10 protein-coding genes and 1 pseudogene are annotated in these 12,408 nt (G+C 46.6%); 7 read left to right on the forward strand and 4 right to left on the reverse strand.

The features are described 5' to 3' along the window. Nucleotides 1-132 precede the first annotated feature (132 nt). Nucleotides 133-672 carry an NAD(P)H-dependent oxidoreductase gene (locus L1F29_RS18255; RefSeq protein WP_258383489.1) on the reverse strand — a complete coding sequence of 180 codons (540 nt, stop codon included), beginning with the start codon at nt 670-672 and terminating at the stop codon, nt 133-135. 256 nt (nt 673-928) lie between these two features. Here L1F29_RS18255 and L1F29_RS18260 point away from each other — a divergent pair, with 256 nt between their 5' ends. Beyond that, nucleotides 929-1,318 carry a winged helix-turn-helix transcriptional regulator gene (locus L1F29_RS18260; protein ID WP_258383490.1) on the forward strand — a complete coding sequence of 130 codons (390 nt, stop codon included), beginning with the start codon at nt 929-931 and terminating at the stop codon, nt 1,316-1,318. Between the two features lie 210 nt (nt 1,319-1,528). Here the strand turns inward: L1F29_RS18260 and L1F29_RS34465 are convergent, their stop codons facing one another. Beyond that, on the reverse strand, nt 1,529-1,678 hold the full coding sequence (locus tag L1F29_RS34465) for an HAD hydrolase-like protein (RefSeq protein ID WP_373876554.1): 150 nt from the start codon (nt 1,676-1,678) through the stop codon (nt 1,529-1,531). Nucleotides 1,679-2,659: 981 nt separating this feature from the next. Between L1F29_RS34465 and L1F29_RS18265 the strand changes: the two genes are divergently transcribed. The 6 genes from L1F29_RS18265 to bshB2 all read left to right on the forward strand — a co-directional run bounded on the left by L1F29_RS18265 (nt 2,660) and on the right by bshB2 (nt 9,052). Then, nucleotides 2,660-5,644: an NPCBM/NEW2 domain-containing protein gene (locus L1F29_RS18265; protein WP_258383491.1), complete on the forward strand. Its 2,985-nt coding sequence runs from the start codon at nt 2,660-2,662 to the stop codon at nt 5,642-5,644. Between the two features lie 495 nt (nt 5,645-6,139). After that, nucleotides 6,140-6,733, forward strand: coding sequence for a hypothetical protein (locus L1F29_RS18270; protein WP_258383492.1), 594 nt, complete (start codon nt 6,140-6,142; stop codon nt 6,731-6,733). An 89-nt stretch (nt 6,734-6,822) separates the two neighbouring features. Continuing rightward, the gene (locus L1F29_RS18275; protein ID WP_258383493.1) at nt 6,823-7,377 is read left to right on the forward strand and encodes a phosphotransferase family protein; all 555 of its coding nucleotides are present in this window, start codon (nt 6,823-6,825) and stop codon (nt 7,375-7,377) included. Between the two features lie 26 nt (nt 7,378-7,403). Continuing rightward, nucleotides 7,404-7,802 carry a phosphotransferase family protein gene (locus L1F29_RS18280; protein WP_258383494.1) on the forward strand — a complete coding sequence of 133 codons (399 nt, stop codon included), beginning with the start codon at nt 7,404-7,406 and terminating at the stop codon, nt 7,800-7,802. 207 nt (nt 7,803-8,009) lie between these two features. Further along, nucleotides 8,010-8,354, forward strand: a complete 345-nt coding sequence (locus L1F29_RS18285) for a YojF family protein (RefSeq protein WP_258383495.1) — start codon at nt 8,010-8,012, stop codon at nt 8,352-8,354. A 23-nt stretch (nt 8,355-8,377) separates the two neighbouring features. Next, nucleotides 8,378-9,052 (forward strand): bacillithiol biosynthesis deacetylase BshB2, encoded by a 675-nt coding sequence (gene bshB2, locus L1F29_RS18290; protein ID WP_258383496.1) that lies wholly within the window; start codon nt 8,378-8,380, stop codon nt 9,050-9,052. Between the two features lie 1,051 nt (nt 9,053-10,103). Here bshB2 and L1F29_RS18295 read toward each other — a convergent pair. Both L1F29_RS18295 and L1F29_RS34600 read right to left on the reverse strand, forming a co-directional pair. Then, the gene (locus L1F29_RS18295; protein ID WP_258383497.1) at nt 10,104-11,597 is read right to left on the reverse strand and encodes an MDR family MFS transporter; all 1,494 of its coding nucleotides are present in this window, start codon (nt 11,595-11,597) and stop codon (nt 10,104-10,106) included. A gap of 267 nt (nt 11,598-11,864) precedes the next feature. Next, nucleotides 11,865-12,008: pseudogene (locus L1F29_RS34600) on the reverse strand (transposase); the annotation flags it as partial. Nucleotides 12,009-12,408 lie beyond the last annotated feature (400 nt).

Raw genomic sequence — 12,408 nt, forward strand, 5'->3', positions numbered from 1 at the left:
AGAAAAGAGCCGCGTTCGCGGCTTTTTTCTGATTCATGATGTCGATGAAGCACCAGCAACCACTTCAAAATCATTATCGGGTTTGGCAGAAGGTCTTGTCGGAGTCAGAAAATCGTAAGTATCTCTTTTCGATCAATGGACAAGCACACGCATGGAGGCTTGAGCATGCTCTGCATATTTCTTAGCCTCATCCGCGAGGTATCCATCCGTGCCTTCATCCGCATTATAGGTAACGAAAGCGGGAAGATAGGTGCCATTGCATCTGGTGAGGGTGCTTTGTATCGGTCTTAATAATTCACTGATCGTGAACCAGTTGGATCCCCCCGAACGGTATCCGTTTTCCGAACCGCCTATTGTCGTTGCGACCATAAATTGTTTGCCTTTCAAATGATCACCTCCGCGTCCGAAAGCCCAGCCAGGCGTTAAAACATCATCGAACCACTTTTTTAAAAGAGGCGGGCAGCTGTACCAATAAAAGGGGAATTGAAACACAATCCGGTCGTATTGAAGGAGAAGACGTTGTTCCCTCTCCACATCGATCTCCCATTTCGGGTATTCCTGATAGAGATCACGGGCATAGATGCCCGTGTGTTTTTTCAGCTCAAGCGTCAAGGCCTGATTTGCACGGGATTTATTCAGATTAGGATGTGCGATAATAACCATTATTTTCATGATGATCTTCCTTTCTCGGTTTACTTGGAATCGCGATTTACATCCTCATTATTGTGGAGAATTTCATTTTTGCAAAGTACGCTTTTTATTCGTACTAAGTCTTGTAAAACATACCATGGACGTCGCTTGGTTCCGACGAGTAGTATGCTTAACCATACTAGGTACGATTAATTAGCGTACTGTTTGAAGTCCGGATACTTTGATATAGTAACAGCTAGGGAGTTATAAAGATCATGCGATTAAGGGAGATGAGAACATGCGTGAGGGAATGCGCGATCCGAATATGACACAAGGGATTATGGCTACTATGCATGTGATTGGAGGAAAATGGAAGCCGCTAATTTTGTTTATTTTGCTGCATGAGGGCACCAAACGGTTCGGGGAATTGAGACGCCTCCTTCCAAACGTCACGCAAGGGATGCTTACCAATCAGCTACGCGAGATGGAACGGGATGGACTTATCCTACGCCGGGTATATCAGGAGATTCCGCCAAAAGTCGAATATAAATTGTCCGATCACGGTAGAACGTTTAGTTCGATTCTGACCGATATGTGCGGATGGGGATTTAAGCATCTTGAATATATGGATAATAGAAATGATGAGACAGCGAGCGTTGAAAGTTTGGGTGACGCGAATACCTTTTGATCGCATAAGGAGGAAGTTAAAAAATCGGCAGCCTAAGACCATGTAAAAGGTTTAGGCTGCCGATTATTTTTTTCTCATCCATCTATCAAAATTGCCTTCCGTAATGCCAGGAATAACCTGCTTAATGAATGAACGTAGATCTTCGCAATTAAGGTCCGGAGAGACTCCGGCAAGCGCTAACTTGTCTGGTAGATTCTTAGGTGTGGTGAGTCAGGTTAGCATGAGGCACGTGCGGCATCCGGCTGCAGATCCTCCACGAATGTCAGTTGAAGCATTGTCGCCAATAAACCAAACGTTGTTTGCAGCTATTCCCAGCCGATCGATGGCGCTGAAGACTTCCAGATAACTTCCAGGTTGGATTTTGTCGTTCTATTTACCTTCATTAATTGATTCGGTAAACGAATACGTGTAATCCATAAGAGTGTGGCTATTACAGCAATCCCGCTCCAGCATAAGAGCGATCCTTGCCAACCAAGACCAACGTTATGAGCTAGTGGGTTGCTGAGACCGGAACTGAGTGCGGAGAAGAAGTTCATCGATACTGTACAAAGACCCGTCATCAGTCCAATTTTTGTACTGAAGTCGCGTTTAACTACTTAGTGGCGAATCCACGTCTTTTTCCCGCCATAAAAAGCGACGGCGAACATTTTCTTAGCTCGAATTTCACAATATATATAGAAAATCCAACTATGCGGTTTAACCTGCGGGATTATTCGCTTGGAATAAACTTACCAGTGTACAAGCTTTATCTTTTGACCAACTCCCGTAAAGTGGATTTAATATAAATGGACAATTGTCATAATCTTTGTACAAAAACAAAAGTAATTTTTTCGGAAGAAGATTACACTAATAAAGGGAATTATTGAAAATTTATTCATGCCCCGACGCAAGGTGTGTACATTTGCGATGAATGTGCCTTGCTAATTGGCAAAGAGGGGGGGGGAATTGAGATTTAATATGCCAAATGGCGAAGAAAAAGTTGTATTACCGTTTGGAGATTCATTCTTGGGAGCAGCGTATTGTCCGAATTGTGAATTTTAATCGGTAGAATTAACAGAGCCAATAGATTCATAATGTATAAACTAAGGTTCAGTATATCCACTAAGAAATACCTAATATATAACTTCATCGACTTGTTAACCCATCCAGAACTGCGTAGTTTCGTTCTCGCCGACGATCCACTGTTCAGCATTGCCTAGTCTTTGCAAAGTTACTATTCGGAAAAGTTACTTTTATGCGGAGGTTTGACTTGGAGCCTCTACGGGCATGATTTCTTTCGGACCGACTGTTGCATTGGGCAATCCGGACGAGAATTAAATAATAGAAAGGATGATATGTTCAATGAACAACCCTTGGTTTCAAAAGTCGTTGGTAACGCTTTCGTTTTTGTTCACGCTGGTCATTGGTTTGTTAGGGTTCAATTATTCGCAAGCCTATGCGCTTGACAATGGACTTGCGGAAACGCCTCCGATGGGCTGGAATGGTTGGAACGCCTTTCATTGCAACGTTAATGCCGCTCTCGTGAAGGAAACGGCAAAAAAGATCGTTGATTCCGGGATGAAAGAAGCGGGCTATCAATACGTCAACATGGATGATTGTTGGATGCTTGATCATCGCGATGAAAACGGCAATTTGATTCCCGATCCGGAAAAGTTTCCAAACGGGATAAAGGAAGTCGCCGATTATGTTCATTCTCTCGGTCTGAAAATTGGTATTTACGCAAGCGCAGGTACCACGACTTGTGCATGGTACCCGGGGAGTCTCAATTATGAAAAGCAAGATGCCCAAAGTTTTGCCGAGTGGGGAATCGACTATTTAAAGTATGATAATTGTGGCGACCCTCTGGGTCGACCGATACAGGAACGCTATGAGAAGATGCGCGATGCGCTTGCGGATACAGGACGGGACATTGTTTTCAGTATGAGCGTTGGGGGAGGCGATGATCCGTGGGAATGGGGCAAGCAGGTGGGCCATCTGTGGCGGACAAACGGTGATATTAGTGATTCGTATCTAAGGATGTTAGTCGTTTTCCTTAAGAATGTTGAACTGTATCCGTATGCCGGTCCGGGCTATTGGAATGATGCCGATATGTTGGAAATCGGTAACGGGGGCATGAGTCTAGTAGAATATCGTGCCGAATTTGGTCTTTGGTCCATAATGGCTTCGCCATTGCTCGCGGGTACCGATTTACTGAATGCCCCCCAAGAAATTTTAGATATTTACACCAATCGTGAAGTGATTGCGGTGAATCAGGATCCAATCGGAATACAGGGACGCCCCATCAAGCAGCAAAACGACGGTAATTTAGTATTGTTGAAACCGATGGCCAATGGGGACAAAGCCGTGTTGTTCTTCAACTCAAACGATAATGCATCAAATATGGAGATAAGTCTTAGTCAATTGGGCATACCAGCCTCTGTCGACAAGAAAACCTATACGGTTCGGAACCTCTGGGCACATGAAACGGCAACGACCACAGATAAAATCAGTGCTTCTGTTCCGTCTCACGGGATTATGATGTATCGCATCAGTCCGGGAACGGGAAATGAGGTTTCAACTGACGGATTTAAGCGTATTATCAATAATGACGGCAAAGAAATTTGGGTGAAATCGTTGTCTGACGGAAGCAAAATGATTACATTGGTCAACCGGACTGCTGCTGCGTCAACAATCAGTGCTGAACCGGAAAAATTAGGTTTCAAACATGCTTCGGTTTATTTGGCTGAAGACTATTGGACTGGCCAAAAAATGAGTTATGCCAGCAAAATCGTCTCCGATGTTGAACCATTTTCAACGGTCACCTACCGTGTTACACCGGGAACACCGAACGAGGTGCCTGCCGCTGTAAGTATATCGTTTGACGGTCCTTCTTTAATAGCCCCAGGTGAAACCAAAACGATCATAACAACGATGACCAATAATGGAAGAGTGGCTGTCCATAACCTGGATCTCAATCTAAATGTACCGGAAGGATGGAAAGTAATCCCCGATTCGGACACCACATTTAAAACCATTCCACCGGAAGGCAAAAACAATTCCGTTAAGGTGAGTTGGAAGGTGACGGTGCCTCAAGACGCTGGGGCTGGCTGGAGTCATCTTACAGCGGATGCCATGTTCGATTCTGGTGAGGGAATTCAGGGGCATGTACGCTCAGGATTTTCCGTGCAAGTCCCGTCTGCCCCTCCGACGGAAGATACATTTCTCAGCGACATGCAATTTTTCGGCAACGTTTCAAACGGCTGGGGTCCGGCTGAAAGGGATACAAGTGTCGGCGGGAACGTTCAAGGAGATGGCAATATGATCACTCTGAACGGTAAAGGGTATGAAAAAGGATTGGGTGTCCATGCTTACTCTAAAGTTTCATTTTATATTGGTAAAAACTTTTCAAGGTTTATCTCCGATATTGGACTAGACGGTGAAACTCAGGGGGCCTCTGTTGTCTTTAGAGTGTGGGGAGACGGGAAAAAGCTCTATGATAGCGGTGTAATTAAAGATAACGCGGATTCCCAGCATGTCAATGTTGATGTTTCCGATGTCGATGTTCTTATGTTGGAAGTAACGGACGGTGGCGTCGGCAATAGTGCGACTCATGCTGATTGGGCTGGAGCCAAGCTGTTGAAAGAGGTGTTAGTAGATGACATCAAGATCAACGGGGAATCCCTCTCAAGTTTTGATCACGTAACCAAAGATTACTACATGACATTTTTGGAAGGCACGATATCGGATGTACCCACGGTGGAAGTCATTCCGGCCAATAACGATGTCAAGATAGATATTTCACCGGCTGAACAACTTCCGGGTACCACCGTGATTACCGTCACCTCGGCAGATGGATCAGTGACGAAAACGTATAAGATTCATTTTGACATCACTTCACAATTGTATTTAAGCGACCTACCGTGGATTTATGCAACGACTGGCTGGGGAACGATTCATCGAGATGCTAGTATCGAAGGGAACCCGATTAAATTGTTAAGTGATTCGGGCGTTGTCACCTATGATAAAGGAATTGGAACGCATGCTAATTCAGAAATCATATACGACATTGCCGGGAGAGGGTATGATCGTTTTCAATGCTACGTAGGCCTTGACCAGGAAAAAAACATGAACGATGTCGGATCCGTAGATTTTCAAGTATGGGCCGATGGTGAGAAATTGTTTGACAGCGGGACGATGAAAAGAGACACTCCGGCCAAGTTTGTTGATGTTGATGTTAGTGGAAGGAAACAATTAAAGTTAGTCGTTACCGATGCTGGCGATGGCATTGGCAATGATCACGCCGATTGGGCGGGCGCCCAATTTATTGCTGACAACACGGCTCCCTGAATCCATACAAAGAAGAACGGTAAGGATCTTCAAACTGAAGCAACTATACCTGATTCAAATCGTTGAGTTCTCGTGGCATGTGAAAAAAAAGAAAGCGAAATAACCAAAGTATCCATAGTATTCATAGTTGAACAAAACAAGGAGCAGTTTGCCGCGACAGCTGTTCCTTGTTTTATTAAGCAAACTAGCAGAATAGCTCAATAATTTTTTTATAATGTTGAGGGGCAGGGAATGATGTCGAGTGACAAGAACATACTCCCTTAAAAGTCGCGTAGTTGCGACTTTTTTTTAAAAAAGGACGCCTAACTGGTTGCGTTCACGGTAGTACAAACGATGAATATTGCCGTTAGAGCCAGCATTTGTATGGTAAAAGGTTAGTCCAACTACGTGCGCTAAGATGGTACTATTTGTATATAAATATATCAAGGGAAAACTCGTGATTTTGTTAGTTATGCTATTTTAAAAAAATCCCGGACGAAAGGAATGGTCAAAATTATGACGACCTTTGAAACTATGCTCGAATTATTGAAATCTGATCTTGCCGAAGAAACACCTGTACCGAACTCCGAAATGCCACCACAGGCGACGGCGCTGCTTACCGATCACGGCAACTTATATGTAGCTGTCTGCCGTGATGTATTCGGTTCCGACTGCGGTTACGATAACATGCTCACTTTTATGAAAACTAGGTGCGAAACAAGAATCTTGAAAATGGTCACAATGTGGAAGGACGGTGGTATTGACATCAGCAGTATGAATTTCAGAGAATCAATTTATGAAATGAACAAAGAAAATATTGAAACCGAAATCTTGGTTCTCGGGGAGAATCGTAACGGTCCAGAAGAGCGATTCCAGCCTTTTGTTAAGAAGATGATTAACACACTTCCCATTTACACGATCGAATTATTAAGAGGGAAATATAAAGATTGGACCAATGCTAAGAAGGCGCTGGATGCGATGGAAAATTATATAGAACAGCATGGAATGTCCTTCGCAGACGATGTGCTTCGCGCAGCTGCACCTGAAATCTGGGAGGATATCTACGGTTGTGATAACAATGATTCAAGAACAAGAATGGATGTTTTGTAATCACAAAATCCGTTTAAGTGAGTGATTCTAATGCGGAGATCAATCAACTTGGGGCAAACCGACTACCCCTGACGAGGAGGCGACCTGCGGTGAAAGACTCGGCAAGACTATTCGAATTTCAAGCGGTAAACGAAGACACGGTCAAAAGGATGTTCGCCGCTTTCGACCCCAAGGCAAGCATTACCTATATCTTGCCATTGATGAAAGGCATGAGCACCAGCAATTATGCCGTACGGACAGAAGGCGGCAACAAGTATGTGTTAAGGATTTATCCCGATAACAACGATCACATGCGAACTGAAACGACAGCCTACCAGTATGCGAAAGCAAGGATCCGCACCCCTGAGATTTTCTTCTTCGATGATAGCAAGCAGATTGTCCCTTTTTCTTATCTGATCATGGTGTTTATAGAAGGCTCAACGCTAGGGGACTTTATTGCCGGGAACGAAGGATGTCCCGACTATGTCATGCATCGAATCGGCAGCTCGCTTGCCTTGCTGCATCAAACCGAATATCCGCATATGGCGCTGTTAGACGAGCATTTACAGATCGCGGAACAGCTTGAACCATTCGCGAGCCAATATTACACCCTGCTAAATGGCCTTGCTGGGACCCACATTCAAGCTTCAACGAAAGAGAAGTGATGCAATTCCTGGCGAATCACGCCACTTTGGTAGAGAAAATTGCAGACAAGCATGTGTTCTCGCATGGCGATTTCATTTTCTCCAATATTATGATCACGCCTTCATTGGAGCCTTGTTTCATCGATTACGAATACTGTTTCGCGGCGCCTGTCTTTTATGACATCGGCAAATTTTTCAGAACAAGGACGCAAGTCGAGCGTTATATCGGTGCTGACACCGTTGCCGCCTTCCAGGAAGGCTACAACCGCACGGCTAGAGAGCCTTTGCCCGAGGAGTGGTATGCGCTGTCCAAGCTTGCCGACATATCCACCATGCTCCACCTCATTAACAAACCGCAAATTCCTGACGGTTGGGGAGAGGCGATTGACGGTGAGATCGAGAAGAATTTGAAGCTGCTGCTGGCCGGGGAAGCCGGCAGCCAATAGCGCAGATATCGTATAAATGATGTGGCAATTGGTATTTCAATGATGGTTGGCCTTTATGAGTGAAGGCTGACATGAATCATTAAGCTAACGGGCAGAAGCGTAATACGAGTGACGCTTGGAGCAGGCTGCTCTTTTTTTTTTTATTTCCCACACATATGCTAAAATGACACTATACATTTTCTAACCACCAACAAGGAGGCCAGCACCTTGCAGCCGATACATCCACAAGACATCCAATTCCGGATCGATGGTCTCACCGATCAAGACCTATACATTCACCTTGAACTCACGACAGGCGCCTACGCCGCTCACTTGGACGGTACCCGGCACCCAGCGTCGGCGTTCATCACCAATGCAGCCATCCGATATACGAATGGCTCCATATCCGGAACCGGCCCATACCGGGTGGGGCTGAAAACGGCGCTTGGTTGGATTTATGCCGAGGGTCTGACACATGTGGAAGAGTTGGAAACGGAACGACTAATCATGGCCGGGCACGACAGCCAAGGAAAGCTGGTAGTGGCCTTGCAGTTGAGCCGAGAACAGTTCTGATGGAAACGAAGGAGTGAGCAGCTATGCACAACCAACATTCACAACATCACCGCATCTTGGTCGTGTTTCCCCACCCCGACGACGAGGCGTTCGGCGCCTCCGGAACGCTGGCCAAGCACATATCAGGCGGTGCTCAAGTCACGTATGCCTGTCTGACATTAGGGGAGATGGGCCGCAACATGGGTATCCCGCCGTTCGCCAACCGGGTAACACTGCCGGCAATCCGCAAGGAGGAGCTGGAAGCGTCCTGCCGCGCGATAGGCATCCAAGACTTACGGATGCTCGGATTCCAAGATAAAATGATAGAGTTCGAAGACCAGCAACTCCTCGACAGCCGGATTGAAGCGTTGCTTGAGGAACTGCGCCCGTCGCTAGTCATCACCTTCTATCCCGGGTACAGCGTGCATCCCGATCACGATGCCACCGGAGCCTCCGTCATACGGACGATAGGTCGATTGTCCGCGGATGAACGGCCGCTAGTACATTGTATCGCGTTCGCCAACAATCACGAGCAAGCGATCGGGAAAGCGGACCTGACGGTAGACGTGAGCGCGTTCATTATACAAAAAATGACATCGATCCGGGCGCACCGTTCGCAGTTTCAAGCGGCGGAGCTGGTGGGAAGCCGGGAGCTAACCGAGGAAGAAATCCTGGGCCGCTTTGGAACGGAATACTTCTGGACTTACCGGTTCGATTAATCTACGACGAGCATGTCGATACATGTTTTTTATGGACAGACAGAATCGGTAGTGGTACACGTTGATGCAGCGATTGGTGTGAATACCTCGATAGGAAACGAGGCAGCTCAGCAAACATCTTTATTCTGGACAAGCTGTTCGAAGTGTATCAGGCTGCCTACGACCGTTGGGCCGAAGCGAACTGAAACGGGTATGAAGGTGCATAGAGAAAGAAACGGCTGCCTGTAAAGGGCCGACGTTTCTTTTTTCGGTATCGCAGAGAGTCCGTTAAATCGTCGAACGTGACGCCTCCAAAACTTTATCGATCGGTCCGCTGCCGATTAGTTCGCCGCGGGTAAATACGAGGACTGGCGTCCGTTCGAGCGCGCCTATATACATATGTAATCTATTTTTACTGAATCAACAGAGAATGCTAGTGTTGGTGCGTATCCATATGGATTGTGACACAATATATCAAAAGCAAAACTGGGGACAGTGTAAATGCTGTCCTTTTTCGGCGTTTTGAGCTATATATCATACAGGTATGAACGGACAAGCGCTGCTATACCGCAGAACTTAAGCTTCAGGCGGTGTTTGATTACCTCAAGTGGAATTATCCCAGTACGATATCATTGATATATACAAAATTGATTGATCCCGCGAATCGTGAGGGTTCCAGCTTATCAACAGATGGCATACGAACTCATTTTACTTATCAAAGATGAAGTAGTTAAAGATAGCCCGAAAGTTTCTTTAATAACAAGCACATTGACTACTTTGATGTCTATTCACCGTAGGTGATATTTACCTTACCATCAACTATCACTAATAAGGACATGAACCGGAGCAGCAGCGGGTGCTGCTTCACGAGCTAATCCGGGAAATTACGCTGATTGAAGGGATGCCTCACATCGAGTATCATAACGATTTTTACAAAGTAAGGCGAGGGCCGGATTTGCAGAGGGCAATCATCTTCACGTCCAAGTCGCATACCAGGCCGCAAAATAAACAGGAGCCGGTTGAACCGGCTCCCGTATACGAATACCGAAGTCAATGTCTCGAATGAGTTTCGTTATGAAGCGATTTGTTTCCCGGCTTGACTGGATTTCGCTTTAACCGGTACAAGGGAGGTGGACAATAATACGATAATCGTAATAACGACAAGAACGAGAAAAATATCGTGCAGCCCCGATACGAGCACCTCGCGCAATACGGTTTGCTCGACCGCCGGCAGTTGACCCGCAGTCTGAGGGTTCACCAGGATATTCAGCTTATCGGCTTGAACGGTGCTGCCCGCAGGATGTCCTGCCAAATGGCGGGCGACCATGGAGTTGAAGAAGCTGCCGAGCAGTGAAACGCCGATCGTCTGCCCCATGTTGCGGAAAAACATGTTGGAGGCTGTTGCAACGCCGCGCATCGTCGGTTGGACGGCGGATTGAACCGTAACCGTAAATAACGTCAGCGTGATGCCGAAGCCGATGCCGATTAGGGCAGAGATGAGGTAAAAATAAATTTGCGAGCTGGCCAATTGAATGGTGGAAAGCCATATGGCGCTTAACAGTAGCATGGATGCCCCGATGATCGAGATGAATCTTACGCTCCGAGACAGCAGAAGCTTACCGCAGATGAAGGAACCTGCCGTCCACGTAATCGCCATCGGTGCCAGGATGAGACCGGATGCCGTCGCGCCGTAACCGGATACGCCCTGCACCCACATCGGAACGTAAACGATCATCCCCATGAGCACGCAGCTGACGAGGAACGAAATGCCATTAGCGACGGAGATCGTTCGGGAGCGGAATAACGACAACGGGATGAGCGGCTCGCTGACCTTGGACTCGATCCAAATGAACAAAGCAATGAATACGATAAAAGCGGCGAACAACATCAGGACGGAAGGCGAAGTCCACTGACCCAGGTCACTTCCTCGCTGTACACCATACAATAAGGCAAACATCGCCGCAGAGAACGTCAATGCGCCTGCGATGTCGATTTTTTTCTTCGATTTTTGATTGTTTCCCTTCAAATAAACCGCAATCATCACAATCGAGATTAGGCCAAAAGGGATGTTCATGAAGAAGATCCAGTGCCACGTTACATGATCGACGAAAAAACCGCCGACGAGCGGCCCGATGATGCCGGCGGCCCCCCATACGAACCCCATAAATCCAATCATCTTCGCACGCTGCTCGAACGGGTAAATATCGGCGATAATCGTCGTCGTTACCGGCAGTATCGCCCCCGCGCCGATCCCTTGAAGCACCCGGAACGCAATGAGCTGCTCCATCGTTTGCGAGAACCCGCAGAGGGTGGAGCCTGCCAGGAACAATACGATTCCGGTCAGAAAGACGCCCTTTCGCCCGAACAAATCGGACAGCTTGCCGAAGATCGGCACCATCACGGACGATACGAGCAAATAAGCTGCGAATACCCAGTTCATGTACTCCAATCCGTGAAGCTCGCTGGCGATTTTCGGCATCGCCGTACTGACGATTGTGCCTTCGATTGCCGTCAGGAACGTCGCGACCATAATTGACGACATGACCATCGTTCTATTCGTTTGCATATAAATCCTCCGTCTCCAATTAAACACACTATACAGACTAATATGTATTGTAACTCTTCTGATGGCACACGGCAATATTCGGAATACATAAGATAAGACCTTATTATCCCAAAACATAGGACAAGTGATTCAAGGTATGAAGGAGGCGAAATCATTGAATGTTATTGTGAATGAAGTAGACGGAGAAAAACCGAACAACATAGTGTGTAGATGTGACGCCCGGCTCCTTGCCATCCGGCGGCATAGCCTGTGCCGCCAGCCCGGAACCACATTGTGGTTGTGAAGGGCTTTCACATCCGGATTGGTCATGACCATGCACATCGTCATGAGATAGAGGAAGCGCCTTAGACGAAGACGGCCGCGCTTGCTGAGTACCATTCTTCCAAGCCATTTCCCGGAGCTCGCCTCAGAGCATAAGGAATACGCTCCAGGATGTGATGAAGCTCCTGCTCGATCTGCTCAAACCGATGATGGGCTTTATTAGGGCATTGACCCTTGACGTAACCCCATCGTACCGAGGCGCTCGTTTTTGTGCAAAAACTAAATTATTCGTTATACAGAAATTCTAACGGATAATGATAGTTCAATAATTATACCACGAGGCTCCGCGGGATGACTGGTGCCTTTGTTGCGCAAACGAGCAGTTATTTTCAATAAATATATGCTAAAATATGGATATCAACGAGCTATTTGGGCAAAAGATGCTATTACCTGGAGGTAGTTTATTATGTGGAAACCCTATTAAGATAGAAGGAACCATCCAGCTGATTTCAGAGTTAAATACAGGTTTTATTCTCAAGAAGAAGGTGGT

The sequence above is a fragment of the Paenibacillus spongiae genome (genome assembly GCF_024734895.1).
GTDB lineage: Bacteria > Bacillota > Bacilli > Paenibacillales > Paenibacillaceae > Paenibacillus_Z > Paenibacillus_Z spongiae.

Coding starts and splice junctions, on each gene's coding strand:
- L1F29_RS18255 (WP_258383489.1), bottom strand. CDS start 672: ATGAAAATAATGGTTATTATCGCACATCCTAATCTGAATAAATCCCGT.
- L1F29_RS18260 (WP_258383490.1), top strand. CDS start 929: ATGCGTGAGGGAATGCGCGATCCGAATATGACACAAGGGATTATGGCT.
- L1F29_RS18265 (WP_258383491.1), top strand. CDS start 2,660: ATGAACAACCCTTGGTTTCAAAAGTCGTTGGTAACGCTTTCGTTTTTG.
- L1F29_RS18270 (WP_258383492.1), top strand. CDS start 6,140: ATGACGACCTTTGAAACTATGCTCGAATTATTGAAATCTGATCTTGCC.
- bshB2 (WP_258383496.1), top strand. CDS start 8,378: ATGCACAACCAACATTCACAACATCACCGCATCTTGGTCGTGTTTCCC.
- L1F29_RS18295 (WP_258383497.1), bottom strand. CDS start 11,597: ATGCAAACGAATAGAACGATGGTCATGTCGTCAATTATGGTCGCGACG.